Source organism: Microbacterium galbinum, assembly GCF_023101185.1.
In the GTDB taxonomy this organism is placed as follows: Bacteria; Actinomycetota; Actinomycetes; order Actinomycetales; family Microbacteriaceae; genus Microbacterium; species Microbacterium galbinum.
Map to the genome: position 1 here is coordinate 2,732,029 of NZ_CP078077.1, position 25,064 is coordinate 2,757,092.

The 25,064-nt window shown below is 69.2% G+C and carries 24 protein-coding genes; 15 read left to right on the plus strand and 9 right to left on the minus strand.

Annotation, left to right across the window (positions count from 1 at the left end; genetic code table 11):
* Window positions 1–43 precede the first annotated feature (43 nt).
* Window positions 44–1,504 carry an aspartate ammonia-lyase gene (locus tag KV396_RS13150; RefSeq protein WP_247622741.1) on the plus strand — a complete coding sequence of 487 codons (1,461 nt, stop codon included), beginning with the start codon at window positions 44–46 and terminating at the stop codon, window positions 1,502–1,504.
* 66 nt (window positions 1,505–1,570) lie between these two features.
* Here the strand turns inward: KV396_RS13150 and KV396_RS13155 are convergent, their stop codons facing one another.
* Window positions 1,571–2,440, minus strand: coding sequence for a fumarylacetoacetate hydrolase family protein (locus tag KV396_RS13155; protein ID WP_247632405.1), 870 nt, complete (start codon window positions 2,438–2,440; stop codon window positions 1,571–1,573).
* An 89-nt stretch (window positions 2,441–2,529) separates the two neighbouring features.
* On the opposite strand from KV396_RS13155, the gene KV396_RS13160 reads away from it, so the two are divergent.
* The 3 genes from KV396_RS13160 (at window position 2,530) to KV396_RS13170 (ending at window position 5,150) form a co-directional block, all read left to right on the plus strand.
* On the plus strand, window positions 2,530–3,870 hold the full coding sequence (locus KV396_RS13160) for a PrsW family intramembrane metalloprotease (RefSeq protein WP_247955991.1): 1,341 nt from the start codon (window positions 2,530–2,532) through the stop codon (window positions 3,868–3,870).
* A gap of 202 nt (window positions 3,871–4,072) precedes the next feature.
* Window positions 4,073–4,441, plus strand: a complete 369-nt coding sequence (locus tag KV396_RS13165; protein WP_247622738.1) for an FKBP-type peptidyl-prolyl cis-trans isomerase — start codon at window positions 4,073–4,075, stop codon at window positions 4,439–4,441.
* A 154-nt stretch (window positions 4,442–4,595) separates the two neighbouring features.
* Complete coding sequence (locus KV396_RS13170) at window positions 4,596–5,150, plus strand: YceI family protein (RefSeq protein ID WP_247955992.1); 555 nt, start codon at window positions 4,596–4,598, stop codon at window positions 5,148–5,150.
* A 28-nt stretch (window positions 5,151–5,178) separates the two neighbouring features.
* On the opposite strand, the gene KV396_RS13175 is transcribed toward KV396_RS13170, so the two are convergent.
* The gene (locus KV396_RS13175; RefSeq protein ID WP_247955993.1) at window positions 5,179–6,471 is read right to left on the minus strand and encodes an MFS transporter; all 1,293 of its coding nucleotides are present in this window, start codon (window positions 6,469–6,471) and stop codon (window positions 5,179–5,181) included.
* A gap of 188 nt (window positions 6,472–6,659) precedes the next feature.
* Here KV396_RS13175 and rpsO point away from each other — a divergent pair, with 188 nt between their 5' ends.
* The 3 genes from rpsO (at window position 6,660) to KV396_RS13190 (ending at window position 8,276) form a co-directional block, all read left to right on the plus strand.
* Window positions 6,660–6,929, plus strand: coding sequence for a 30S ribosomal protein S15 (gene rpsO, locus KV396_RS13180; protein ID WP_017203073.1), 270 nt, complete (start codon window positions 6,660–6,662; stop codon window positions 6,927–6,929).
* A gap of 158 nt (window positions 6,930–7,087) precedes the next feature.
* Window positions 7,088–7,960 carry a hypothetical protein gene (locus KV396_RS13185; RefSeq protein ID WP_247955994.1) on the plus strand — a complete coding sequence of 291 codons (873 nt, stop codon included), beginning with the start codon at window positions 7,088–7,090 and terminating at the stop codon, window positions 7,958–7,960.
* On the plus strand, window positions 7,953–8,276 hold the full coding sequence (locus KV396_RS13190) for a transcriptional regulator (RefSeq protein WP_247632400.1): 324 nt from the start codon (window positions 7,953–7,955) through the stop codon (window positions 8,274–8,276). Before KV396_RS13185 ends, KV396_RS13190 begins: the two co-directional genes overlap by 8 nt.
* Before the next feature lie 3 nt (window positions 8,277–8,279).
* Here KV396_RS13190 and KV396_RS13195 read toward each other — a convergent pair whose 3' ends face one another.
* Complete coding sequence (locus KV396_RS13195; RefSeq protein ID WP_247632399.1) at window positions 8,280–9,284, minus strand: isopenicillin N synthase family dioxygenase; 1,005 nt, start codon at window positions 9,282–9,284, stop codon at window positions 8,280–8,282.
* A gap of 122 nt (window positions 9,285–9,406) precedes the next feature.
* On the opposite strand from KV396_RS13195, the gene efeU reads away from it, so the two are divergent.
* From efeU to efeB, 3 genes are read left to right on the plus strand one after another with little or no spacing between them, the layout of a single operon-like run.
* Window positions 9,407–10,360: an iron uptake transporter permease EfeU gene (gene efeU / locus KV396_RS13200; protein WP_247955995.1), complete on the plus strand. Its 954-nt coding sequence runs from the start codon at window positions 9,407–9,409 to the stop codon at window positions 10,358–10,360.
* Entirely contained in the window at window positions 10,357–11,589 is a 1,233-nt protein-coding gene (gene efeO, locus KV396_RS13205) for an iron uptake system protein EfeO (protein WP_247632397.1), read from the plus strand. The genes efeU and efeO overlap by 4 nt, the downstream gene beginning before the upstream one ends.
* 34 nt (window positions 11,590–11,623) lie before the next feature.
* On the plus strand, window positions 11,624–12,937 hold the full coding sequence (efeB, locus tag KV396_RS13210) for an iron uptake transporter deferrochelatase/peroxidase subunit (protein WP_407665524.1): 1,314 nt from the start codon (window positions 11,624–11,626) through the stop codon (window positions 12,935–12,937).
* 28 nt (window positions 12,938–12,965) lie between these two features.
* Here efeB and KV396_RS13215 read toward each other — a convergent pair whose 3' ends face one another.
* Window positions 12,966–13,829, minus strand: a complete 864-nt coding sequence (locus KV396_RS13215; protein ID WP_247955996.1) for a serine hydrolase domain-containing protein — start codon at window positions 13,827–13,829, stop codon at window positions 12,966–12,968.
* Between the two features lie 10 nt (window positions 13,830–13,839).
* The gene (locus tag KV396_RS13220; RefSeq protein WP_247622728.1) at window positions 13,840–14,976 is read right to left on the minus strand and encodes an acyltransferase family protein; all 1,137 of its coding nucleotides are present in this window, start codon (window positions 14,974–14,976) and stop codon (window positions 13,840–13,842) included.
* A gap of 111 nt (window positions 14,977–15,087) precedes the next feature.
* Between KV396_RS13220 and KV396_RS13225 the strand changes: the two genes are divergently transcribed.
* The 3 genes from KV396_RS13225 to KV396_RS13235 are packed head-to-tail and all read left to right on the plus strand — an operon-like array spanning window position 15,088 to window position 18,366.
* Window positions 15,088–16,314 carry an LLM class flavin-dependent oxidoreductase gene (locus KV396_RS13225; RefSeq protein WP_247622727.1) on the plus strand — a complete coding sequence of 409 codons (1,227 nt, stop codon included), beginning with the start codon at window positions 15,088–15,090 and terminating at the stop codon, window positions 16,312–16,314.
* 1 nt (window position 16,315) lies between these two features.
* A complete protein-coding gene (locus tag KV396_RS13230; protein ID WP_247955997.1) occupies window positions 16,316–16,960 on the plus strand; it encodes an FMN reductase in 645 nt (214 codons plus the stop codon).
* Window positions 16,961–17,013: 53 nt separating this feature from the next.
* Complete coding sequence (locus KV396_RS13235; protein ID WP_247955998.1) at window positions 17,014–18,366, plus strand: FAD-binding oxidoreductase; 1,353 nt, start codon at window positions 17,014–17,016, stop codon at window positions 18,364–18,366.
* A gap of 37 nt (window positions 18,367–18,403) precedes the next feature.
* Here the strand turns inward: KV396_RS13235 and KV396_RS13240 are convergent, their stop codons facing one another.
* The gene (locus KV396_RS13240; protein WP_247955999.1) at window positions 18,404–19,093 is read right to left on the minus strand and encodes a response regulator; all 690 of its coding nucleotides are present in this window, start codon (window positions 19,091–19,093) and stop codon (window positions 18,404–18,406) included.
* A complete protein-coding gene (locus KV396_RS13245) occupies window positions 19,090–20,370 on the minus strand; it encodes a sensor histidine kinase (protein ID WP_247956000.1) in 1,281 nt (426 codons plus the stop codon). Before KV396_RS13245 ends, KV396_RS13240 begins: the two co-directional genes overlap by 4 nt.
* 139 nt (window positions 20,371–20,509) lie before the next feature.
* Between KV396_RS13245 and KV396_RS13250 the strand changes: the two genes are divergently transcribed.
* Window positions 20,510–21,949 (plus strand): cation:dicarboxylate symporter family transporter, encoded by a 1,440-nt coding sequence (locus tag KV396_RS13250; protein ID WP_247632389.1) that lies wholly within the window; start codon window positions 20,510–20,512, stop codon window positions 21,947–21,949.
* A 59-nt stretch (window positions 21,950–22,008) separates the two neighbouring features.
* Here the strand turns inward: KV396_RS13250 and KV396_RS13255 are convergent, their stop codons facing one another.
* A complete protein-coding gene (locus tag KV396_RS13255) occupies window positions 22,009–22,188 on the minus strand; it encodes a DUF5302 domain-containing protein (RefSeq protein WP_247622721.1) in 180 nt (59 codons plus the stop codon).
* 10 nt (window positions 22,189–22,198) lie between these two features.
* A complete protein-coding gene (locus KV396_RS13260; RefSeq protein ID WP_247956001.1) occupies window positions 22,199–22,810 on the minus strand; it encodes a DedA family protein in 612 nt (203 codons plus the stop codon).
* A 155-nt stretch (window positions 22,811–22,965) separates the two neighbouring features.
* Between KV396_RS13260 and KV396_RS13265 the strand changes: the two genes are divergently transcribed.
* On the plus strand, window positions 22,966–24,897 hold the full coding sequence (locus KV396_RS13265; RefSeq protein ID WP_247956002.1) for a GDSL-type esterase/lipase family protein: 1,932 nt from the start codon (window positions 22,966–22,968) through the stop codon (window positions 24,895–24,897).
* Window positions 24,898–25,064: the final 167 nt, after the last annotated feature.

A 25,064-nucleotide genomic window follows, 5' to 3' on the forward strand; every position in this document is an offset into this window, starting at 1 on the left:
ATCCCCCACTCCACTCATTCGCCACGACCCACAAGGATGTGACATGGCATCTGCCGCGCCGACCCTGACCCGTACTGAGACCGACTCCCTCGGGAGCATGGAGATTCCCGCCGACGCGTACTGGGGCATCCACACCGCCCGCGCCGACGAGAACTTCCCGATCACGAAGCGCCCGATCTCGGTCTACCCGGATCTTGTTCGCGCCCTCGCGATGGTCAAGCAGGCCAGTGCCCGCGCGAATCGCGAGATCGGAGTGCTCGATCCGGAGCGGGCGGATCTGATCGACCGCGCGGCCCAGCGCGTCATCGACGGCGAGTTCCACGACCAGTTCACGGTCGGGGTGATCCAGGGCGGTGCCGGCACCTCGACGAACATGAACGCGAACGAGGTCATCACCAACATCGCGCTCGAGATGGCGGGACACGAGAAGGGCGACTACGCGTTCCTCTCGCCGATCGACCACACCAACCGCAGCCAGTCCACCAACGACGTGTACCCGACCGCCGTGAAGATCGGCCTGTCGCTGACCCTGCGGGCGCTGCTCGAGGAGCTCGACCTGCTGCGCCGATCGTTCCTGGCGAAGTCGGGGGAGTTCCACGACGTACTGAAGGTCGGACGCACGCAGTTGCAGGACGCCGTGCCGATGACGCTCGGCCAGGAGTTCCACGGTTTCGCGACGACCCTCGGCGAGGATCACAGCCGGCTCACCGAGAACGCCTCGCTCATGTTCGAGATCAACATGGGCGCGACGGCGATCGGCACCGGCATCACGACCCACTCCGACTACGCGCCCGCCGTCCTCAAGCACCTGCGTGAGATCACCGGCCTCGACCTCGAGACCGCCACCGACCTCGTCGAGTCGACGAGCGACACCGGTGCGTTCATGTCGTTCTCGTCGTCGCTCAAGCGCAACGCCATCAAGCTCTCGAAGATCTGCAACGACCTGCGCCTGCTCTCGTCGGGACCGCAGGCCGGTTTCGGCGAGATCAACCTCCCCGCCCGCCAGGCGGGCTCGAGCATCATGCCGGGCAAGGTCAACCCCGTCATCCCCGAGGTCGTCAACCAGGTCGCCTTCGCCGTCGTGGGCGCGGACATGACGGTGACGATGGCGGTCGAGGGCGGGCAGCTCCAGCTCAATGCCTTCGAGCCGGTGATCGCGCACTCGATCTTCCAGTCGATCACCTGGATGCGCCAGGCGATGTGGACCCTCCGGGTGAACTGCGTCGACGGCATCACGGCCAACCGCGACCGCCTCGGGACCATGGTGGGTGCCTCGGTCGGCGTGATCACGGCGCTGACCCCCTTCATCGGGTACGCGGCCGCGGCAGCGCTCGCGAAGACCGCTCTGCTCACCAACCGGAGCGTCGCCGACCTGGTCGTCGAGGCCGGCCTCATGTCGCGGGAAGAGGTCACCAAGCAGCTGTCGCCCGCGCGTCTGTCCGGACTCGAGGCCGTCACGGCCGCGATCCCGATCATCCCGACCGACGATCTCATCGAGATCTGAGCGGAGACGGAAGAAGGGCGGATGCTTCGGCATCCGCCCTTCTTCGATTCCGCGTACCGACGACGATCAGTCGAGGATGCGGCAGTGCGTCGTGAGTTCGCCGATGCCGTCGATGCCGACGGTGACGGTCGAACGGTCGCGGAGGAAGATCTGCGGATCGCGGGAGTAGCCGGCACCGCCCGGGCTGCCGGTGGAGATGAGCGTGCCGGGCAGCAGCGTGAGCGACTGCGAGAGGTGCGCGATGAGCGTCGCGACCGAGCGCACCATCTGGCCGGTCGTCGCGTCCTGCACGGTGTGACCGTCGACGACGGTCCAGATGTGCAGATCCTGCGGGTCGGCGATCTCGTCGGCGGTCACCGCGAAGGGACCCGTCGGAGTGAAGCCGTCGAAGGACTTGCAACGCGACCACTGCGCCTCCGCGAACTGGATGTTCCGCGCGGTGATGTCGTTGACGACCGTGTAGCCCCAGACGTGGGAGAGCGCATCGCTCGCCGCGACGTTCTTCGCCGGGGTGCCGATCAGAACACCGAGCTCCGCCTCGTAGTCGACCGCTTCGCTGAGGGTGCGGGGCCAGGACGTCGTCTGCTGGTGACCCGTCAGCGAGTTCGGCCACAGGGTGAAGACGGTCGGTGCGGCGTCGGTCTTGAGACCCAGCTCGCTCGAGTGGGCCGCGTAGTTCAGTCCCACGGCCAGCACGGCCGGGGGTGCCAGAACCGCCGAGGCGAACGACCAATCGGCGAGCGGATGCCGGGGCGCGGCGCCGTCGGCGAGGGCGGAGCGGAGCAGGTCGAGTGCGGTGTCCCCGCGTTCGATGAGCTGCTGCAGCGTCGCCGGAGCGTCGGTGAGGAGGTCGGAGACGAGGATGGCGTCGGCGTCTTCCACCACGGCGAGAACCGCAGAGGGGGAATCCGGACGGCGCAGATGAGCGAACCGCATGCCTCTACGCTACCCGGTGGCTGCGCACTGTCCGCGGAGGCGTCCGGTATACCGCTACCGGCATCGCTGTGGCCCCTATGCTCGTGGCTATGAGTTTCGGAGGACCGTCCCAGCCGCAGCAGCCCTCGCCGTACACCCCGCCGCCGGCTCCGCAGCAGCCTCCAGCCGTGCAGCAGCCTCCCGCCCCGCAGCAGGCGCCGGCCCCCCGGTTCTCGCAGCAGCAGTACGCGCAGTCGGCCTACACGCCCCGGCAGTTCTCGCAGCAGCCGGCGTATGCCTCGGCTCTCGCGCAGCCGACGCCGTACACTCCGCCCGCCCCGGCCGCGCCCTCTCCCGCTGAGGGGCTGCCGGCGCTCCCCGTGCCGACGCGCAAGGGGCGCAGCGTATCGATCTGGCTCTTCGGATTCCTCGGGCTGCTCCTCCTGGCGCTGATCGGGTACTTCGTCGTGGCACTCGGGCCCTCGGCATCCGTCATCGGGCTGGTGCTCGCGCTCATCCCGCTCGCGATCGTGTTCCTCGGCGTGAGACTGATCGATCGATGGGAGCCTGAGCCCAAGAGTCTCGTGATCTTCGCGATCGCGTGGGGTGCCGTCGCCGCGGTCGGCCTCACACTGCTGGTCGATCTCGCGCTCACCTTCGCCTTCGGTTTCCGCTCGGAGGAGCTGGCCGCGGTCGTGCAGGCGCCCATCGTCGAGGAGTTCTGGAAGGGATTCGGCGTCTTCCTCATCTTCCTCGTGGCACGTCGCGCGTTCGACGGTCCGATCGACGGTGTCGTCTACGGCGCGCTCGTCGGCGCGGGGTTCGCGTTCACCGAGAACATCCAGTACTTCGCGATCAGCCTGATCGAGGGCGGGGGAGAGCAGCTCTCGGTGACCTTCGTCGTGCGTGCGCTCCTCTCCCCGTTCGCCCATGCGATGTTCACGTCACTGACGGGCCTGGCGATCGGGCTCGCGGCGCGCCGTCACTCCTCGGCATGGGCGGCCCTCGGCGCGGGGCTCCTCGGCCTGCTGGGCGCGATCCTGCTGCACGCGCTGTGGAACGGATCCGCGACCTACGCCGACTTCTTCCTGCTGTATTTCACGCTGCAGGTCCCGCTGTTCGCCGGGTTCATCATCGGCATCGTCGCGCTGCGCCGGGAGGAGGCGCGACTGACGAAGGCGCGTCTGGGCGACTACGCGGCAGCCGGGTGGTTCACTCCCGAGGAGGTCACGATGCTGGCGACTCCGGCGGGGCGCAAGGTCGGGATGGCCTGGGCGGCGCGGTTGCGCGGAGATCGTCGACCCCTGATGCGCGAGTTCATCAAGGACGCGACGACACTGGCATCCGTCCGCCAGCGGGCGATCACCGGACGGGATCCGCTCGCGTCGGACGACGAGCGCGCGCTCCTCATCCGGACCCGCGCGACGCGCGCCGCGCTGCTCGCGTACTGAGCGACCCGGGGTGGGGCCCCGCCCCGGACAGACTCAGCGCCCGGTGCTGCGGCGATGCCTGCATGTCTCCCGGGCGCTGAGTTGGCTTGAAACCAGGGTGCACCCGCCTCCCGGGAGTGTCAAGGGCGACTTCGTCGGGTGTTCGCTGTGAGCAGGTGCGGTCGCGTTGACCGGTCGGCGTGCACTCGGGTTGGATGGAGTCATGACTGATCGTACGAAGCCCGAGTTCGACGCCCCCACCGGTCCTGCCCCCGCAGAGCTGGTCATCCGCGACATCATCGAGGGTGACGGCACCGAGGCCAAGCCCGGCGACACCGTCACCGTGCACTACGCCGGTGTCGAGTTCGAGTCCGGCGAGGAGTTCGACTCCTCGTGGGGCCGCGGTGAGACCATCCAGTTCCCCCTGCGCGGCCTGATCCAAGGCTGGCAGGACGGCATCCCCGGCATGAAGGTCGGCGGCCGTCGCGAGCTCACCATCCCGCCGCACCTCGCCTACGGACCGGCCGGGGGAGGACACTTCCTCTCCGGCAAGTCGCTGATCTTCATCATCGACCTCGTCGCCGTCGGCTGACCCCACGACGTTCACGAAGACGCCTCGTCCCGTTCGCGGGCGGGGCGTCTTCCGTTGCACTCAGGAGATTCTTATTCATGGGAATATATCTTTCGAGAGCACGGTTCCCTTTCCTGTCGCCATTCGAGCGGCCCCCACGTCCCAAGGAGATCCCATGACCAGCATCGACATCCCCGGCTACCGCCCCGGCACCTACGTCCTCGACCCCTCCCACAGCGAGGTCACCTTCAGCGTCCGTCACATGATGATCTCTAAGGTGCGCGGCACCTTCGGCGTGAAGAGCGCGACGCTGACCGCTCCCGAGAACCCGCTCGAGACCAAGGTCGAGGCGAGCGTCGACGTCTCGTCCGTCGACACGAAGGACGAGGGTCGCGACCAGCACCTGCGTTCGGCCGACTTCTTCGACACCGAGAACTTCCCGACCATGGACTTCGTCTCCACCGGTGCCCGTGCCGAGAACGGCGAGCTGTACGTCGACGGTGACCTCACCATCCGCGGCATCACCAAGCCCGTCAGCTTCGAGGTCGACTTCGGTGGCTTCGGTTCCGACCCGTGGGGCAACTACAAGGCCGGCGCGTCGGCCAAGGCCGTCATCAACCGCGAGGACTTCGGCCTGACGTGGAACGCCGCCCTCGAGACCGGCGGCGTGCTCGTCGGCAAGGACGTCACGATCAACCTCGACCTGCAGGCTGCACTGCAGCAGGACTGATACGCGTGCGCTGAGGACCCCGTGCCGTTCACGGCTCGGGGTTCTCTGCGTCGTAGTCGCGGAAGCGCGCGCTGCGCCGCATGAGGACGGCGACCAGCGCGATCACGATCACCCCGCCCAGCACGGGCGGGAACCAGAGCGCTGTGAACGTCGAGAGGGTGCCTGCGTAAAGCGCGCCGACCCGGGGCCCGCCCGCCACGACGACGATGAAGACGCCCTGGAGGCGGCCGCGCATGGCATCGGGCACCGCCGCCTGCATCATGGTGTTGCGGTAGATCGAGCTCACGTTGTCGGCCGCTCCGGAGAATGTGAGCGCGATGCACGCCACGACGATGAGGGCGATGTTCGGTGCGGCCTCGGAAGCCGGCGGGAGGAAGACGCCCGTGAGCAGGACGATCCCGAACGCCAGGATCGACGCGCCGTACGCCTGGACGGCGCGGGCGATGCCGCGTCCGTGCCAGCGGTACTGCACCACGCGGCCGGAGAACAGGCTCGAGGCGAAAGTGCCCAGTGCGACGGCGGCGGTGAGGAGGCCCGTCGTCACGGCGCCGCCGCCCAGCAGGATCGTGCCGAGGGCGGGGAAGAGCACGAGCGGCTGGCCGAAGGTCATCGCGATGATGTCGACGATGTACTGCATGCGGATGTTGCCGGCCCGTCGGAGGAATCGCCAGCCATCGACGAGGGAGGCCAGTCCGGGGCGCACGATGTCGCCTTCGGGGCGGAGTGCGGGCAGGGTCCAGAGTCCGAGGAACATCGACAGCATGAGGACGACGTCGATCGTGTAGGTCCATCCGTACCCGGTCAGGGCGACCAGGATCCCGGCGAGAGCCGGGCCCGCCATGACGGTGAGACCCATCGAGATCCCGTTCAGAGCGGATGCCGGCGCGAGCAGGTCGCGCGGGATCAGGCGCGGAACGATGGCGGTGCGGGTCGCCATGCCGACCGAGTTCGCGGCCGCGGTGATCATGCTCAGGGCGTAGAGCCACCAGATCGTCTCCGAGCCGGTCCACGTTAGCGCGGCGAGCAGCGCTGTGGACGCGAAGGTGACCGTCGCGGCGATGAGTGCGACGCGTCGTCGGTCGAACGCGTCGGCGAGCATGCCGCCGTAGAGTCCGGCGAGGATCATCGGGATGAGCCCTGCGACCGCGATCATCGAGACCGCGAAGGTGCTGCCGGTGAGTCTGAACACGTGCAGCATCACGGTGACGAGTGTCAGCTGCCCGCCGATGCCGGCGAGGGCCGATCCGATCCACATCCGAGCGAACGCGGGGCTCGCCTTCAGAGGGGAGAGGTCGATGAGATGTCCGCGTGATCCGCTCATCGCGATGCCTGGCCGTGCTGCACCTCTCGAGCGTATCCGAGGGGGAACGGGTGGGCGCGGATCGCGGTCGTCGGCAGGGGGCTGGGGCTGGTAGACTCTTCAGGTTGCCGTTTGATCGGCCGCGGATAAAGAGAGCCCTCGCATCAGGCGTCGGGCGCCGCGCAACAAGCTGAAAGGGGATCGAATCTATGGCACTCGAAGCAGACGTCAAGAAGGCGATCATCGAAGAGTACGCGACGCACCCCGGTGACACCGGATCCCCCGAGGTGCAGGCCGCAATGCTGACGCAGCGCATCAAGGACCTCACCGAGCACCTGAAGGAGCACAAGCACGACCACCACTCGCGTCGTGGTCTGTTCCTGCTCGTCGGTCAGCGCCGTCGTCTCCTCGGCTACCTCCAGAGCGTCGACATCGAGCGTTACCGCTCGCTGATCGCTCGCCTGGGTCTTCGCCGATAAGGCAGAGCACGCCAGCGTACAATCGCGCAGAACATTCTTGAGAAGGCCGCCCCAGGTGTGGGGCGGCCTTCGTCATTTCCCGGAGGGGTTGATCTCGCTCCCGCTTTCCCGTAGGAAAGTAAGAAGCTTTCCCCGTGGAAAGCGGAGGAGGTCGAATCATGGACCAGAAGCCCGTCGCGGGCCAGGAGGCGCTCGTTCCGCCCGATGCGGAGACTGCCCGGCGGTATCTCGAGGAGGCGCGAGCGGTGACCGGTCGTCGGCAGCGCGCCGTCGATCGGCGGGCGCTCGCATGGTTGCAGATCGTCAGTGCGGTGGTCACGGCCGCCTTCCTCGTGGCCAGCGTGATCGCACTTCGCCTGCCAGCGGACGGCGGAGCGCAGGCCCTTCTGTTCGGCTTCCTCGTCTACGGTCAGATCTTCAGCGGCTCCGCTCAGCGCAGCGGACTGCAGTGGCGTTTCACCCGCGGGCAGTGGCCGTTCGTGGTCTCCGGTGCAGCCGCGATGGTCCTTGCACTCGTCGCCTTCGGGTTCGCCGTTTTCGTGCCCGACGTTCCGTGGTGGGTGACGGTGCTCCCCGGCGCACTCGTCCTCCTCGTCTTCGGCGGGTACGGGGCCGTGCGATTGGCGCGCGCGTCGAGCGACCCGCCCGGACCGGACGTACCCCGCGTGCCTCTACCGAGGGGTGCCCGTGTCGGCACGCTCGGCGTCGGTGTCGTTCTCGGAGCGCTCCTGATGCTCTCCGTCGCCCCGGCGGGCGTCCTCGCGAGCGTGCTCCTGCTGCTGCTCGCCCTGTGCGTGCTCGCCTGGTTCTGCGCCGGTGCGACCGATCTCGGTCTTCCCGCCATCGGTGCGCTCTGGCGGTGGCCGCACGAGGTGGGTCTCGCGATCGGCTTCACCCTTCTGGTCGGGCTGACGGTCTTCGACGTCGGGCGCGCGGAGGGCGGAGCGACAGTGGGTGAGATCGCCGGATGCGGCGTCGTGCTGCTCTTCGTCGGATTGACGTTCGTGCCGGGGCGTGGTGCGCGTGGCTGACCGGTCAGCCCATCCGCGCACGCGACTCGATGACAACTTCGCGTCGCCGCTCCGGTTCTCGCTGTTGGCGACGCTGAGTGAGGGAATCGAACTCGACTTCGCGACGCTGCGCGAGATCCTGCAGTGCGCCGATTCGCCGCTGAGCAAGTCGATCAGCCACCTGCACGCCGCAGGTTACGTCACGGTGCGCAAGGCGAGTCTGGGGAGCAGGCAGCGAACGTGGGTGCGCTCGACCGGCGAAGGGCGGGAAGCCTTCGCCGGTCATCTCCAGGCGTTGCGGGAGATCGTCGCACTCGGCGGCGGCGCGTCGTTGTGAGGGTCAGGCGTCGGCGCCCACGAGGTCGGCATGATGGATCGCCGCGACGTCGGGGTGTGCGCGCAGCCGCGACTTGAGCGCGTTCTCGCCGTAGAGAGCGTGGATCGGGTTGCTCGGATCCTCGGTCACCCCCGTAGCCTCGGCGGCGAGATCGGCGGGGAGCTCGATCAGCGGCAACCGCTTGTCGAGCGCGGGGTTGAAGAAGAACGGGATCGAGATGCGCTCGTTCGGCGCCTGCGGAGAGACGACGCGGTGGTTGGTGGCCTTGAGATAGCCGCCGGTCGCGTACTCGAGGAGCTCGCCGATGTTCACGACGAAGGCTCCGGGCACCGGGGGAGCGTCGACCCACTCGCCGTCGCGCTCGACCTGCAATCCGCCCTTGCCGGGCTCGACCCACAGCAGCGTGAGCACACCGGAGTCCTTATGCGCACCGACGCCCTGCTGGGGTTCCGGCTCATGCGTGCCCGGGTAGCGGACGATCTTGATCAGGGTGGAGGGTTCGCCGAAGTGCTCGTCGAAGTACGACGAGTCCGCACCGAGGGTCTCGGCCCACGCGCGCAGGAGCTTGCGCGCGACCTCCGAGAGGGTCGCGTGCCACTCGGCGACGATCTCCTGCAACTCGGGCTGCGCGGCGGGCCAGAGGTTCGGTCCGATGAGGCGGTTGAACGCCGGGCCGCCGTCGATCGCGTCGCGCTCGGGGCCGATGTCGATCTGCTCGCGCCAGTCGACCTTGCCCTGCGTCCGCTCGCCACCGATGCGCGTGTACCCGCGGAAGTGCGGGCTGTTGACGTTCTCGATCGCCAACTTGTCGGCCTCGGGCAGTGCGAAGAAGTCCAGCGCGGCCCGGTGCAGGCGTGCCTCGAGGGCGGGGGAGATGCCCGTGCCGGTGAGGTAGAAGAACCCGACGTCGTGCGTGGCGGCGCGCAGGTCCTCGCGGAAGCGCGCGGCGGCCGCGGGTCCCTCGTCGAGCTGGGAGAGGTCGAGGATCGGGAGCGAGAGTTCAGCCATGGCACGAGAGTACGTCGCCGCCGCGCCGGGACGGGCGTGTGTTGCGGAGGATTACCGCGGTGCTAAAGTCTCGTAGGTAAGGGATGCCTTACCTCAGTAATATTCTGCAGAGAGATCCCTCCGTGCTCGCCACTTTCCTCATCGGCCTCCGTGAAGGCCTGGAAGCCGCCCTCGTCGTCGGCATCCTCGTCGCCTACCTCGGACGCCTCGGTCGGCGTGACGTGCTGCCGCGGCTGTGGGCCGGCGTCGGCCTCGCGGTCGCCCTCGCGCTCGGCATCGGTGCCGTCCTGACCTTCGGGTCGTACGAGCTCACCTTCGTGGCGCAGGAGCTGATCGGCGGCCTGCTCTCGCTGCTCGCGGTCGCCATGGTGACGTGGATGATCTTCTGGATGCAGAAGGCCGGGCGCACGATGAAGGCCACGCTCGAGGGCGGCATCGACCGTGCGCTCACGCAGGGCGGGCTGTGGGCCCTCGTCGCGATCGGCTTCGTCTCGGTCGCCCGCGAGGGGATCGAGACCACCCTGCTGCTGTGGTCGATGGTGCAGTCGTTCGGCGACGCGCCCTCCGCTCTGCTCGGAGCACTCCTCGGACTCGCCGCCGCGGTGGTGATCGGTGCCCTGATCGCGCGCGGTGCCGTGCGCCTCGACCTGCGGCGCTTCTTCGCCTGGACCGGCGGCTTCCTGGTGATCGTCGCCGGAGGCGTGCTCGCCTACGCGTTCATGGATCTGCAGGAGGCCGGGGCACTGCCTGGACCGTTCACGGCCGCCGCCCCCATCGATGCGGTGACCGGTGCCGTGGCCGTCGGCTGGCAGGCGTTCCCGTTCGGGTGGGCGTTCGACGTGACGTCGGCGATCGCTCCCGACAGCGCGTGGGCCGCCATCCTGCAGGCCACCGTCGGCTTCATGCCGCGGATGACCTGGCTACAGGTGACCGCCTGGGCCGTCTACATCGCGGTCGTCGGCTTCCTCTTCGTGCGCGGTCTCCGCTCGCGTCGTCCCTCGGCATCCGCTCCGCTCGTCTCGTCGAACGCCGCGGACGCATCGGTTTCCTCACCCACACAGCAAGGAGCAGCATGACCACCTCCCACCGGATCCTCGGCGCCGTCGCCGCGACGGGCGCGGCCGCGCTCGTGCTCAGCGGGTGCGTCGCGAAGAGCGATGTCACCGCCGGCGCGGCCTTCGACGTCTCATCGACCGACAGCGCCTGCTCGGTATCGGGCACCACGGCCGAGAGCGGCACCCTGACGTTCGAGGTCACCAACGACAGCGGTCAGGTCTCGGAGTTCTACCTGCTCGCCGACGACGGGCTGCGGATCGTCGGCGAGGTCGAGAACATCGCGCCCTCCGCCTCGCGCACCCTGACCGTCGTGGCGCAGCCGGGCGACTACTTCACGCTCTGCAAGCCCGGGATGATCGGCGAGGGCGTCGGCAAGTCGGCGTTCACCGTCACCGGTGAGCGCGTCACGGTCGACGGTCCCGACGCCGAGCAGAAGCAGCAGGCCGTCGACCTCTACGCCGCCTTCGTGAAGGACCAGGTCGGCCAGCTCGTTCCTGCGGTCGAGGACCTCGTCGCGGCATACGAGGCGGGCGATGACGACACCGCTCGGAGCCTCTTCCCCCTCACGCGCGCCTTCTACGAGCGCATCGAGCCGGTCGCCGAGGCGCTGGGCGACCTCGACCCGCGCATCGACTACCGCGAGGTCGACGCCGTGGCCGAGGGGCTCGACTGGACGGGCTTCCACCGCATCGAGAAGGACCTCTGGGTTCCCGCGCAGGACGCGTTGAACGCGGACGGCGAGACGCCGGCTTGGCAGGATTGGGCGCCGTCGACGACCGAGGAGCGCGCCGACTTCGGCGACCTGCTGCTCGCCGACGTGCAGGAGCTTTACGACTACGTGCACTCCGACGACTTCACCGAGACGCTCGACGATCAGGGGATCGGCGGAATCTCCAACGGCGCCATCGCGCTGCTCGACGAGGTCGCGACGGGCAAGATCTCCGGCGAGGAGGACTGGTGGTCGGGCACCGATCTCTACGACTTCGCCGCGAACGTCGAGGGATCGAAGATGGCGTTCTCGCTGGTGCAGGACTTCGCCGAGGCGCAGGGCGACGACGGGGCCGCGCTCGTCGCGGAGATCGAGTCCGGCTACGCGGCGCTCGAGGAATCGCTCGCGGCGCACGGCTCGCTGACCGACGGCTTCGTCGGGTACTCCGAACTCACGGATGCCGACAAGCGCGAGTTCACCGACCTCATCAACGCGCTCGCCGAGCCGCTCTCGCAGCTCACCGGCACGGTTCTCGACTGAGCATCGGGATCGACGGAAGGGTACGATCACGCACGTGAACGACACAGGAGCGGATGCCGCGGCCGACTCGTCCTCCGACGAGGCGGTGGCCGCGGCATCCACTCCGACCGGCCTCAGCCGCCGGGGCCTGCTCGGCCTGGCGATCGGCGGGGGAGTCGCGGGCCTGGCCGTCGGTGCGGGCGCCGGGCTGTCCGGCGGCGTCGCCCTCGGGCGCGCACGGGCCGCCGAGGACGCCCTCGCCGCCTATGACTTCTTCGGGGGGCATCAGGCGGGGATCACGACGCCGGTGCAGGATCACCTGCATTTCGCGTCGTTCGACATGATGCCGCGCACGGATCGCGACGATCTCGTCTCACTCCTGCAGGACTGGACGTACGCGGCATCGCGCATGACCCAGGGCCTCGACGTCAGCGCGACGGGAGCGGTCGGCGGGTCGGCGGAGGAGCCGCCGGACGATACCGGCGAGGCGCAGGGCCTCCCTGCTTCCGGGCTCACGATCACGATCGGCTTCGGTCCCGGTCTGTTCGAGAACGAAGACGGCGACCGGTACGGGATCGCCGCGTCCCGTCCCGCCGCTCTCGTGCGGCTTCCCGCCTTCCTCGGCGACGACCTCGACCCGCAGGCCTCGCACGGCGACCTCTGCATCCAGGCCTGCGCCGACGATCCCCAGGTGGCCGTGCACGCCATCCGCAACCTCAGCCGCATCGCCTTCGGCCGCGCGCGTCTGCGCTGGTCGCAACTGGGCTTCGGCAAGACCTCGCGCACGACAGCGGCGCAAGCCACTCCGCGCAATCTCTTCGGATTCAAGGACGGCACCGCGAACATCCTCGCCGACGACACCGCCGCGCTCGACGCCCACGTCTGGGTCGCGGACTCCGACGAACCGGCCTGGATGGCGGGCGGGTCCTACCTCGTCGCCCGCAAGATCGCGATGCTCATCGAGACCTGGGATCGCGTGCGGCTGTCGGAGCAGGACACGATCATCGGACGGGACAAGGGGGAGGGTGCGCCGCTCTCCGGGGGCACCGAACTCACCGAGCCCGACTTCTCCGGATCCGCGATCGACGCCAACGCGCACGTGCGGCTCGCCCACCCCGACCAGAACGACGGCATTCGGATCCTGCGGCGCGGGTACAACTACGTCGACGGGAACAACGACCTCGGGCGGCTGGACGCCGGGCTCTTCTTCCTGTCGTACCAGCGCGACCCCGCGCAGTTCATCACGCTGCAGCGCCGGTTGTCGACCGACCTCATGAACGAGTATCTGCGCCATGTCGGCTCGGGGATCTGGGCGATCCCACGCGGGGCGACCGCAGGGTCGTACATCGGGGCGGAACTCTTCGCCTGATCCGCCGCCCGGCGAGCGGCGGAGCGGGTCACTCCGGGATCATGCGCATGATCGCGGCGGTGGCGGCATCCGCCCCGAAGTGATCCTCGGCGGTGATCGTGACGACGGCGTCGCCGGCGAAGATCACCAGCTGCCCGTAGGCGCCGTGCAGGCGCCATCCCGCGCCCGGCCCGTCCCACCCGGCCAGCGCGTACCTCTCGTAGCCGGGGTTCTGGCCGCACGCGACCCACTCGGAATGCATCCGGTCGATCCAGTGCGCGTCGATCAGGCGGTGCCCCTGCCACTCTCCACGATCTCGGATGAGGCGTCCGATCCGGGCCATCTCCTCGGTGCGCAGGAAGAGTCCGCCACCGGCGACGATCCGGCCGTTCGGGCAGCGCTCCCACTGCGTGTCGACGATGCCGAGCGGCGCGAACAGGCGCGGTTCGAGGTAGGCGTGCACGTCGCCCACGTGCTCGGCGAGCACGCGCATCGCCGTGTACGTGCTCGCGTTCGAGTACTGGAAGGCACGTCCGGGCGTCGGTCGGCGGAGGAACTCCGCCGCGAGGTCGGGCCAGTCCGTCATCATCGTCTCCGACCACGGGAGATCGATTCCGCTCGACATGGTGAGCAGGTCGCGCAGCGTGACCTCCTCGACCCCGGCGCCGAGCTCCCATCCGGGAAGGGAGGCCGCCACGGGTGCATCGACGGAGATCAACCCTTCGTCGGCGGCGATGCCGGCGGCGAGCACGCACACGCCCTTGGCGACCGACTGGATGTCGATCCGCTCGTCGGGCGCCCAGCGATGCTCGGCGGTCTCGTCACCGACGAGGATGTGCAGACCGAGGGCGCCGAACCCGTCGGTCTCGATCTCATCGACGATGCGGTCGCGGAGGGTCGAGGCTCGGGTCACGTCGTCCAGGCTATCGCGGCCGTCGCGAGCCGGTCGGGTCGTTGCGCCGTCCCTCGCGGGAGGTCAGTTCGGGGTCGCGGAAGAGCCACTTCGGTCGCGGCTCGACGAGGGGGCGGAACACCCGTCGGACGGGCTTCGTGGCCAGCGCGAGCGCGACGACGACCGAGAGCAGTGTGACGAGCGGCAGCCAGATCCAGGTGGGTTCGAGGTCGCGCAGGATGCCGGACTCGCGGAACGGGTAGAGAACGAAGGAGTGCAGAAGGAAGACGTACATCGTGTACTGGCCGAACGTGGTCCACCAGTACGTGCCGCGGGGGATCAGCGCGAAGAACGCCGCGCACAGCAGCACTGCGAGCAGCATCAGCGCGATGCGCACACCGCCGGCCCACCACTGCTCGCCGCCGAGCCCGAGGTCGGCGTAGGAGTCCTCGTAGAAGAGCCAGTGGCGCAAATCGAACTCCTGCCAGAACGGGAGCCAGTTCCAGGCCGCCCACCCGGTGCCCGCGAGCACGGCGACCGCGACGACCCGGATCCACCACGGGCGGAAGTCGAGCAGGCGCAGACGGGCCACGACGTCCCGTTCGCGCAGCCACCAGCCGAGGGTGAAGAACGGCAGGAGGCCGAGGGTGCGCGAGAGCGAGAAGGTGCTGTCGATGTTGGGGAGGTAGCCCACGCCGATCGAGATCGCGACGGTCCAGAGCAGCGGCCAGCGCAGTAGCGCGAGGTAGGGGAGGACGAGGCGGAAGATCCCGAGGGCGAGGAGGAACCAGAGCGTCCAGGACGGCTGCGTCGGGTTGGGGTTCGCCTGGCCCTCGACGAGCCACTTCGTGAGCGTCCAGAGCGTCTCGAAGATGATGTACGGCAGGAGGATGTCGGTGATCACCCGAGCCATCTGCGTCTTGGTCGGCGAACCCGACTTCGAGAAGTATCCCGAGATGATCGCGAACGCCGGCATGTGGAAGGCGTAGAGGGCGAGGTAGAAGGCGAACGCGATGTCGGAGTCGTAGATGAGACGCTGGATCGCGTGGCCCAGCACCACCAGCACGATGCAGGCGTAGCGTGCGTTGTCCCAGAACGGGACGCGGCGTCGGGGGCGCGGAGTGGTTCCTGTCGCCGGCGGTGTCGAGTCCGCTCCGGTGGTGCTCATCCTCCGAGGCTACCGCCGGGAATAAAGTTGGTGCGATCGCGTTGACTCATATACATTCAAGTGAATAGAACCGGGTGCAATCATCGGGTTCGGAGAAGTTGGAGAGAAATCATGAGCGAGCAGTCAGGGGCACCCGCGATGCAGTTCGGCATCATGTCGGTGAGCGACATCACGCGCGACCCCACCACCGGAGTGACGCCGAGCGAGCAGGAGCGCATCAAGGCGACGCTGGCGATCGCGAAGCACGCCGAAGAGGTCGGCCTCGACGTCTTCGCCGTCGGCGAGCACCACAACCCTCCGTTCTGGTCGTCCAGCCCCACCACGTTCCTCGCCGCCCTCGCGGCGCAGACCGAGCGCCTCATCGTCTCCACCTCGACGACGCTCATCACGACCAATGACCCCGTGCGCATCGCCGAGGAGTACGCGATGCTCCAGCACGTGTCCGACGGTCGGATGGACCTCATGCTCGGGCGCGGTAACACCGGCCCCGTCTACCCCTGGTTCGGCCAGGACATCCGCCAGGGTCTGCCCCTCGCGATCGAGAACTACGCGCTGCTGCACAAGCTGTGGCGCGAGGACGTCGTCGACTGGGAGGGCAAGTTCCGCACGCCGCTGCAGGGCTTCACCTCCACCCCGCGCCCGCTCGACGGCATCGCGCCGTTCGTGTGGCACGGATCGATCCGCACGCCGGAGATCGCCGAACAGGCCGCCTACTACGGCGACGGCTTCTTCGCGAACAACATCTTCTGGCCCAAGGAGCACTACCAGCGCCTGATCGAGCTGTACCGCCAGCGCTACGCCCACTACGGCCACGGCACGCCCGAGCAGGCGATCGTCGGTCTCGGCGGACAGGTCTTCATGGCGGCCAAGTCGCAGGACGCGGTGAACCAGTTCCGCCCCTACTTCGACAATGCACCGGTCTACGGTCACGGTCCGAGCATGGAGGACTTCACCGAGATGACTCCGCTCACGGTCGGATCGCCGCAGCAGGTCATCGACCGCTACGCCGGCATGCGCGACCACTACGGCGACTACCAGCGTCAGCTGTTCCTGATGGACCACGCGGGTCTCCCGCTCAAGACCGTCCTCGAGCAGCTCGACATCCTGGGTGGCGAGGTCGTGCCCGTCCTGCGCAAGGAGCTGGCGGAGAACCGTCCGGAATCGGTGCCGGATGCCCCGACGCACGCCGCGCGAGTGAAGGCGGAGTTCGGCGACGGACCCACCCGCCAGGCCCGCCCGGGCGCGAACCGCGGAGACAACCTCACCGGCGACAGCCCCTACCAGGACACGCCGGCCCCCGCCGGCGCGTCGTTCGGCCTCGGCCGCAAGGAGGCGTGAGATGACCTCGCGTCGCATCGCCGTCGTCTCGGCCGGACTCTCGAACCCGTCGTCCACCCGGATGCTCGCGGATCGACTCGCCGCGGAGACCGTGAAAGAACTCGCCGCTCGCGAGATCGACGCGACGGTCGACGTGATCGAGCTGCGCGACTACGCGCACGACATCACGAACAACCTGCTCACGGGATTCGCTCCTCCCGCCCTCGAGACCGCGATCAACACGGTCGTCTCGGCGGACGCCCTCATCGCGGTGACGCCGATCTTCTCGACGAGCTACTCGGGACTCTTCAAGTCGTTCATCGACGTGCTCGACCCCGACGCGCTCACGGGAAAGCCGGTGCTCATCGGTGCGAATGCGGGCACGGCCCGTCACTCGCTCGCGATCGACTACGCCATCCGGCCGCTCTTCGCCTACCTCCACGCCGACGCGGTCTCGACCGGCGTCTTCGCGGCCTCGAGCGACTGGGGCGGCGCGGGCGACGACGTCGCCCCGCTCGCCAAGCGCGTCGAGAAGGGTGCGCGCGAGCTGGCCGACGTCATCGCTCGCCGGGAGGCAGCGGTCGCGACCGATCCGTTCGACCCCGCGACCTACCTCGGCGAGGGACGCTCGTTCGGGCACATGCTCGGAGGCCTCGCCGGCGAGTGAGCGCGGGGCATGACGCCATCGAGAATGTCCGTGGGGCATCGTACGGTGGCGTCATGTCAGCCTCCGAAGCAATCGCCGCCCTCCGTCGTTCGTTCGCGGGGCGGATGCTGCTGCCCGACGATGCCGGTTTCGACGCCGCACGAGCGCCGTGGAACCTCTCGATCGATCAGCACCCCGCGCTGGTGGCGAATCCTCGAGACGTCGACGATCTTCGGGCGCTGCTCGTCGCGGCACGCGAGACCGGGATGCCCCTCGCGGTGCAGCCCGGCGGTCACGGGGCGGGGAGCGATGTGACCGGGGCGATCCTGGTGCGCATGGCCGACTTCGACATGCTCGACATCGATACGGCTGCGGGGACCGCCGTCGTCGGTGCCGGTGTGCGGTGGGGGCGCGTGATCGAGGCGCTCGAGGGCTCGGGATGGGTCGCTCCGGCAGGGAGCAGCCCGGTCGTCACCGTGGCCGGTTACACGCTCGGCGGCGGTCACTCCCTGTTCAGCCGCACGGCGGGTCTCGGGTCCGACAACCTGCGTGCCGCGTGGGTGCTGCGCACCGATGGGCGCCACGAGCGCGTCGACGACGGGAGCGACCCCGATCTCATGTGGGCACTGCGCGGCGCGGGCGGGGTCGTCGGCATCGTCACGGCGCTCGAGATCGATCTGGTGCCCGCCCCCGCCGTCTGGGGCGCGACGCTGGTCTTCGACGTCGCGGATGCCGAGGCGGTCCTCCGCGGGGTGCGCGACCTGGCCCCGATCGCACCGCCGACGCTGAACGCGTCGGTCACGTCGACCCGCATGCCCGACGCGCCGCAGCTGCCCGAAGCGATTCGCGGCAAGAGCTTCGTGACGGTGCAGCTCATCTCGACCGCGGGCCCGGCCGATGATCTGCTCGAGCGCGTACGGAGCGTTGCGCCCGTGCAGCGAGAGGCGGTGGGGGATACCTCTCCCGTCACCATCGCTGCGCAATCGGGGGAACCGACCGAGCCCACGCCGAGCCGTGGTGCCTCGGCGGCGCTGGCCGGGCTCGACGACGACACGATCGATGCGCTCCTCTCGTTCCATCTGCACGATGACCAGTGGCCGGTGATCGGAATCGAGTTCCGCATGCTCGGAGGGGCGCTGGCAACACCGCGGCGCGCGGGATTCGCCGGTCTCGAATCGGCCGGATGGCTCGTGTACGCGCTCGCTCCGCTGTTCCCGGGCGCTCCGGTTCAGCCCGGTGATGCGAGCCTCGCGCGTTTCCGCGAGATCGTCGCACCGGCATCCGCCGAGCGCACGGTTCCCACCTTCCTCACGCCCGGGCAGACGCTCGCCGGGGCGGCGACCGGCGAGGCGCTCGCACGCCTGCGTGCGGTGCGGGAGCGGTTCGACCCGGATGGCCTCCTCCACCACGGACGTCTTCCGCGCTGAGCGTCCCGCATGCACGGCGGCCGGTGCAGGCGTGGGCTCAGGTTCCGTCGCCTCGTCGCCACGTGTACTCGGTCTCCGGGCGACCGCGGGCGCCATAGCGTGCCCCGCGGTCGGCGAGGCCCTCAGCGGCGAGGTGTTCGAGGTACCTCCGAACGGCGACGCGCGACATCCCCAGCTCGGCCGCAGCCTCGGTCGCCGAGAGCGGTCCGCTGCGCCGCAGCGCGGCCGTCACCCGATCCAGAGAGGAGGGGGAAAGGCCCTTCGGCAGGGGAATGCTCCCGGTCGACCTCCCCAGCAGCGCGTCGATCTCGGCCTGGGTCGCCTCTCCGTCCGTCGCCCGCGCCTGCGTGCGATGCGCGCGGTACTGCGCCAGTCGCTCCTGGAAGACGGAGAACGAGAACGGTTTGACGAGGTACTGGAAGACACCGAGCGCCGCCATCTGACGGACCGTCTCGGCGTCTCGCACCGCGGTGATCGCGATCACGTCGACGGCGGCGGAGCGGGCGCGGAGGGTGCGCAGCACATCGAGTCCGGAGCCGTCGGGCATCGTCACGTCGAGGAGCACGAGGTCGAATCCGTCGCCGTTCGCGCGGTCCAGGATCGCCTGCACCGCGGCGCGTGCTCCGGTGCACTCCCCGGCGACGACGAACCCATCGAGCCGGTCGATGTAGTTCCGATGCAGCTCGAGCGTGAGGGCGTCATCGTCGACGAGCAGCACTCGGATCATCGCCTGCCCCGCCCGCGCGCAGCCGGAAGGGTCACGTGGAAGGTGGTCGGATCGTCGCGGACCTCGATCCGACCACCGGCATCGAGCACGAGAGCGCGCACGAGCGCCAACCCGACCCCTCGCCCTGCGGCGCCCGCTTCCTTCGTCGAGAATCCGGAGGCGAAGATCTCGTCGCGCAGCGGAGGGGGGACACCGGGGCCGCTGTCGGCCACGTCGAGCTCGATCCCGTCGCTCGGCGAGCGACGCAGCGTGACCGACACCCATCTGTCGTCGGCATCCGTCACGGCATCCATCGCGTTGTCGATCAGGTTGCCCAGGACCGACACGCTGTCGACGGGCGACAGCGGCGTCGGCGGAGTATCGGGCGCGATGGTCATGCGCCAGTCGATTCCGCGCTCCTTCGCCTGGGAGGCCTTGCCGAGCAGCAGTGCTCCGACGGTGGGGTCGCCGTGCCGGCGGGCGGTGACCTGGTCCACCAGCGACTGGCTCTGCCGCGAGGTCTCGGTGAGGATCTCGATGGCCTCGTCGATGCGCCCCAGTTCGAGAAGCGCGACAGCGGTGTGCATGCGGTTGCCGTGCTCATGTGTCTGAGCGCGCAGCGCGTCGCCGAGGGTACGGATCGACTCGTAGGACGACACGGCGTCTCTCACCTGACCCGGAGGCAGGTCCCCGGCGATCCGTCGAGTGATCCGCCGTGCCGCCCAGGCGCCGAGTGCCCCGGCCGCCACGAGTGCGGCGGTGATGCCGAGGGAGAGGGGCAGGCGTCGCAGCAGCGTTTCGCTGATGGTCTCTGTGGTGACGCCCGCGGCCACCCAGCCGAGGAGACGCCCGTCCGCGCCCGTCACCGGGACGATGGTGCGGACCGAGGGGCCCAGTGTGCCGGTGAACTCCTCGGTGAGAGGCTGCGGGCGATCGGGGATGGTGCCGAGGTAGGGCTTCCCGATCTCGTCGAGGTCGGGATGGGTCACGCGGATGCCGGTGGTCGTCATGATCGTGATGAAGTCGAGCCCCGCGGCGTCGATGACCTCCAGGGCGTACGGTTCGAGCGTGCGCGTCGCGCGCTCCCGGTCCGCGTCCGCGAGCGACGAGGAGACGAGCGGTGACGCGGCGAGCGCGACGGCGGTGGACGCGGTCACCCGCTCGGCCTCCGCACGCGTGGCGCGCTGCGCCTCGACGACCAGGAACAGCGCCACCAGGGCGCCGATGACGACGGCGGACACCAGCAGGGCGAGGAACACGCGCGAGGCCGCGCTGCGGTCGGTGCGGGCGTGCGACATCGCGTCTCCCTTCGTCTGCGGTGGCGAATGTGACCAATACGACCACAAATGGTGCCGTCGCGGGAAGTCGGCGAACGTGGGCACACCGCCGGCGACGACGCCGGTCCCGAACGACGACGTTCATCTCCGAGGAGGAACAATGGCCATCACCACCGGATTCAGTCTGCCCGGCTTCCACTGGAGGCGCGGCAAGCAGTCCTGGGACCGTCACACCTGGCTCTACGTGTCGGTGATCATCGCGGTCGTGCTCGGCGCACTCGTCGGGCTGATCTGGCCCGAGGTCGGGCAGAGCTTCGAGCCGCTCGGCAAGGGATTCGTGGCGCTGATCAAGATGATGATCGCCCCGATCATCTTCTGCACGATCGTCGTCGGGGTCGGGTCGATCGCCAAGGCCGCGACGGTCGGGAAGATCGGCGGACTCGCGCTGCTGTACTTCATGGTGATGTCGACCTTCGCCCTGGCCATCGGGCTGGTCGTCGGCAACCTCATCCACCCGGGATCGGGCCTCGACATGGCCGGCGCGACGTACGACGCCGACACGGCGGAGGCGAAGAGCACCCAGGACTTCATCCTCGGGATCATCCCGGCGACGTTCTTCTCGGCGTTCACCGGAGAGAGCGTGCTGCAGGTGCTCTTCATCGCGCTGCTCACGGGCTTCGCGCTGCAGGGGTTGGGCGACCGCGGCGCACCGATCATGGACGCGGTCAAGAACCTCCAGAAGGTCGTTTTCCGCATTCTCGGGATGATCCTCTGGCTGGCACCACTCGGCGCGTTCGGAGCGATCGCCGCGGTCGTCGGCAAGACGGGCATCTCGGCGATCTGGAGCCTCGGCATCCTGATGGTGGCGTTCTACATCACGTGCATCCTGTTCATCGTCGTGATCCTGGGCGTTCTGCTCTACGCCGTGACGCGGGTCAACATCTTCCGGTTGATGAAGTACCTGGGTCGGGAGTACCTGCTGATCGTCGGCACGTCGTCGTCGGAGTCGGCCCTTCCGCGGCTGATCGCGAAGATGGAGCACGTCGGGGTGTCGAAGCCCGTCGTCGGCATCACCGTTCCCACCGGTTACTCGTTCAACCTCGACGGAACGGCCATCTACCTCACCATGGCCTCGCTGTTCATCGCGACCGGCATGGGGCAGCCGATGTCGATCGGCGAGCAGATCGGTCTGCTGGTCTTCATGATCATCGCGAGCAAGGGAGCGGCCGGGGTCACCGGCGCGGGACTCGCGACGCTGGCCGGGGGACTGCAGGCCTACCGTCCCGATCTCGTCGACGGCGTGGGCGTGATCGTCGGCATCGACCGGTTCATGTCCGAGGGACGCGCTCTCACCAACTTCACCGGCAACGCGGTCGCGACGCTCCTGATCGGCACGTGGACGAAGCAGATCGATCGCGATCGGGTCGGTCGGGTGCTCAGGGGCGACCTGCCGTTCGACGAATCACTGCTGGACGGGGTCGACGACCACGGGATGTCCGACGGCAGCGAGGCTGCTGACGTGCACGAGCTCAAGGAGTCCGCGCTCGACGAGATGTCGGCGAAGGAGGAGCGCGCGCGTCGGCGCGCGCTGCAGAGCTGACTCGAACACCGGATGAAGGATGCGGGAGCCGACGGACATGTCGGCTCCCGCATCGGTGGTCAACCGCTCTTGCGTCGGAACTCGCGCCGCGTCTGCGGGGCCGCACCGCCGTGGACGGCGGAATCGCCATCCAGGTGGGACTCGCCCTGGCGGTGCTGCGCGTTCTTCTTCTCGAGCGCTTCCTTGAACTTGCGCTTCATCTCCTCGGAGGAGGAGGTGGCGCCTTCTTCGGTGCTCATGTCCGCCAGCCTAGGCCACCGGCGTCTCGTCCGGGAGGTCTCGCCTGCTGCGGCGCGTGATCAGATCGATGAGCAGACCGAGACCGATCGCCACCGCGACCGACACGGGGACCGCCACGATCGGTCCGCCGGGGAGGACTGCGGCGACGGCCGCGCCGACCGAGGCCTGGTACACGGCCCATCCGAGTGCTGCCACGGTGACCAGGGCGAGATAGCGCGGAGGATGCACGCGGGACGCTCCGGCGACGAGGTTGATCGCGAGACGGGCGAACGGAACGAACCGTGCGGTGAAGAGAACCGTGGCCATCCCGCCGTCCAGTCTGCGGCGGGCCCAGTCGAGCGCCCGTCGGACGCGCGGCGCGCGCATCCACCCCCAGCGTTCGGTTCCGACGAAGCGCCCGATCAGGTAGCACGCGATGTCGCCGAGAGCCGCCGCGGCTGCGGCGCAGGCGATGACGGCCCAGAGCGGGGGAGCGCCCGTCGAGACGGATGCCGCCCCCATAGCCGTCACCGCGACCTCTCCGGGGATCACCACCAGGAAGGCGTCACCGAACACGAGAAGGCACATGACCGCGAGCGCCCAGGGGCCGGCGAGGACATCGGCGAGGAGATCGGTGGGCACGTCCTCAACGGTGCCCTCCGACGGTGAACGGCAACTGAAATCCGGATAGCCGGTGACGGGCTTTCGTGCATCCGGTGAACATCTGGTGCGCGCCCCGTGAATCGGCCTCGACCGTCGATCCCTGCCTCCATCCTGGGGGTGTGAGAGTCGCGATCGTGACAGAGTCCTTCCTTCCGCACATGAACGGTGTGACCGGATCCGTCCTGCAGATCCTGCGTCACCTCGAACGACACGGGCACGATGCCCACGTCATCGCCCCCGCCGCGAACGGGATGCCGCAGGACATGCACGGTGCCCCGATCGAGGCGATCCCGAGCCTCGCACTCCCGGGGTACCGCAACGTCCGCGTCGGCACATCGCCGGCCTCGCGTCTGGCGGTCTCCCTCCGGCGCTTCCGCCCGGACGTCGTGCACCTGGCGTCACCGTTCGCGCTGGGATGGCGGGGCGCGCTCGCCGCAGAACGGCTCGAGGTGGCGTCGGTCGCGGCCTACCAGACCGACGTCGCGGCTTACACCGAGCGCTATCGCGTCGCCGCGACGACGGGGATCGCACAGACGCACATCGCCCGGCTCCATCGGCGCGCGACGCTGACCCTCGCCCCCTCGTCGGATTCCGCCCGGCAACTCGAGCACCTCGGCGTCGACCGGATCCGCCGGTGGGGGAGAGGCGTCGACGCGGAACGCTTCCAGCCCGCACGCCGTGATGAGAGTCTGCGCGCCCGGTGGGGTGGGGAAGTCGTCATCGGGTACGTGGGCCGCCTCGCCCCGGAGAAGCAGGTCGAGGACCTCGTCGCTCTGCGTTCCCTCCCCGGCGCGCGCCTCGTCATCGTCGGAGACGGACCGAGCAGAGCGCGCCTGCAGGCGATGCTGCCGGATGCCGTCTTCCTCGGTCACCTCGACGGCGATGCGCTCGCCACCGCCGTCGCCTCGTTCGACGTCTTCGTGCATCCCGGGGAGAGCGAGACCTTCGGACAGACGTTGCAGGAAGCGCACGCGAGCGGTGTGCCCGTGGTGGCCACCGGTCGCGGCGGGCCCCTCGACCTCGTCCGGATGGGGATCGACGGATGGCTTTACCGCCCGGGAGACCTCGACGACCTACGGATGCGGGTGGCCGACCTGGCGGGCGACGCGCGCAAACGCCGGGCGTTCGGTGAAGCCGGCCACGACGCGGTGCAGGAGCGTTCCTGGGACAGCGTGTGCGGACGACTCCTCGAGCACTTCGACGAGGCCCGCACGTTGAAGCGGGTCGACACCTCGCTCCGCGCTCGCCGCAGCATCCGGCCCGAGACGCCCCTGCCCGTCGTCCCCGCACGGTGGCAGAGGTACATCGCGCTCGGGGACTCCCTCACCGAGGGGCTGTGCGATCCCGCCCCCGACGGCGCGCTGCGCGGATGGGCCGACCGCCTCGCCCTCCTGCTGGCCTCGCGGGGAGGGCTCCACTACGCCAATCTCGCCATCCGCTCCAAGCGGGTCGCCGATGTGTGCGGCCCTCAGCTGGACCGCGCCCTGCAACTCCGTCCCGACCTGGTCTCCGTGCTCATCGGTGCCAACGACCTGGTGAAGCACCGTGTCGACATCCCCGCGCTCGCCGCAGAGCTCGAGCGTGCGATCGTGCGTCTGCGGGCGACGGGAGCCACCGTCGTCCTCGTGACGCCGTTCCTGCCGGGTCGGCGTGCGGCGGCGATCTACACGGCCCGGTTCGCGGCGTTCGCCACGGCGCTCGGCGGCATCGCCGCGCGTACGGGCTCGGTGCTGATCGACACCGACCTGCACCCGGCGCTGCGCGAGCGCGAGCACTGGGGGGAGGACCTCGTGCACCTCAGCAGCAGTGGTCACCGCTTCCTGGCGTATCGCGCGGGCGAGATCCTCGGGGTTCCGCACGCCGAGGCCCTCGGCGCCCTCGACGCCTCACTGCACGAGCAGATCGACATCGGTACCGGACTGTGGTGGTCCCGCCATGCCCTGCCCTGGGTGTGGCGCCGGCTGCACGGCCGTGCAGCCGGCGACGGCCGTGTCGCGAAGCACGACGACTACGTCTACCTGGGGCGCTCGACGGCGCAGCGCGGCGTACCGGCGCGGCGGGGGTGAAATCGGGCGTCCCTGGTAGGGTTGGGGAGGCTGACCTGTGTCGGCCGGACAACTTCACATCGACTCATGGAGCGATCGGCGGAGGAGCTGGTCCCCTGTGGTGGGTTCCTCGGCAGACGTCATGTCGGGTGGCTTTCTACTGGTGGCCAGCGCAGGCGACATTCGCG

Coding starts and splice junctions, on each gene's coding strand:
- KV396_RS13150 (WP_247622741.1), top strand. CDS start 44: ATGGCATCTGCCGCGCCGACCCTGACCCGTACTGAGACCGACTCCCTC.
- KV396_RS13155 (WP_247632405.1), bottom strand. CDS start 2,440: ATGCGGTTCGCTCATCTGCGCCGTCCGGATTCCCCCTCTGCGGTTCTC.
- KV396_RS13160 (WP_247955991.1), top strand. CDS start 2,530: ATGAGTTTCGGAGGACCGTCCCAGCCGCAGCAGCCCTCGCCGTACACC.
- KV396_RS13165 (WP_247622738.1), top strand. CDS start 4,073: ATGACTGATCGTACGAAGCCCGAGTTCGACGCCCCCACCGGTCCTGCC.
- KV396_RS13170 (WP_247955992.1), top strand. CDS start 4,596: ATGACCAGCATCGACATCCCCGGCTACCGCCCCGGCACCTACGTCCTC.
- KV396_RS13175 (WP_247955993.1), bottom strand. CDS start 6,471: ATGAGCGGATCACGCGGACATCTCATCGACCTCTCCCCTCTGAAGGCG.
- rpsO (WP_017203073.1), top strand. CDS start 6,660: ATGGCACTCGAAGCAGACGTCAAGAAGGCGATCATCGAAGAGTACGCG.
- KV396_RS13185 (WP_247955994.1), top strand. CDS start 7,088: ATGGACCAGAAGCCCGTCGCGGGCCAGGAGGCGCTCGTTCCGCCCGAT.
- KV396_RS13195 (WP_247632399.1), bottom strand. CDS start 9,284: ATGGCTGAACTCTCGCTCCCGATCCTCGACCTCTCCCAGCTCGACGAG.
- efeO (WP_247632397.1), top strand. CDS start 10,357: ATGACCACCTCCCACCGGATCCTCGGCGCCGTCGCCGCGACGGGCGCG.
- KV396_RS13220 (WP_247622728.1), bottom strand. CDS start 14,976: ATGAGCACCACCGGAGCGGACTCGACACCGCCGGCGACAGGAACCACT.
- KV396_RS13225 (WP_247622727.1), top strand. CDS start 15,088: ATGAGCGAGCAGTCAGGGGCACCCGCGATGCAGTTCGGCATCATGTCG.
- KV396_RS13230 (WP_247955997.1), top strand. CDS start 16,316: ATGACCTCGCGTCGCATCGCCGTCGTCTCGGCCGGACTCTCGAACCCG.
- KV396_RS13235 (WP_247955998.1), top strand. CDS start 17,014: ATGTCAGCCTCCGAAGCAATCGCCGCCCTCCGTCGTTCGTTCGCGGGG.
- KV396_RS13240 (WP_247955999.1), bottom strand. CDS start 19,093: ATGATCCGAGTGCTGCTCGTCGACGATGACGCCCTCACGCTCGAGCTG.
- KV396_RS13245 (WP_247956000.1), bottom strand. CDS start 20,370: ATGTCGCACGCCCGCACCGACCGCAGCGCGGCCTCGCGCGTGTTCCTC.
- KV396_RS13250 (WP_247632389.1), top strand. CDS start 20,510: ATGGCCATCACCACCGGATTCAGTCTGCCCGGCTTCCACTGGAGGCGC.
- KV396_RS13255 (WP_247622721.1), bottom strand. CDS start 22,188: ATGAGCACCGAAGAAGGCGCCACCTCCTCCTCCGAGGAGATGAAGCGC.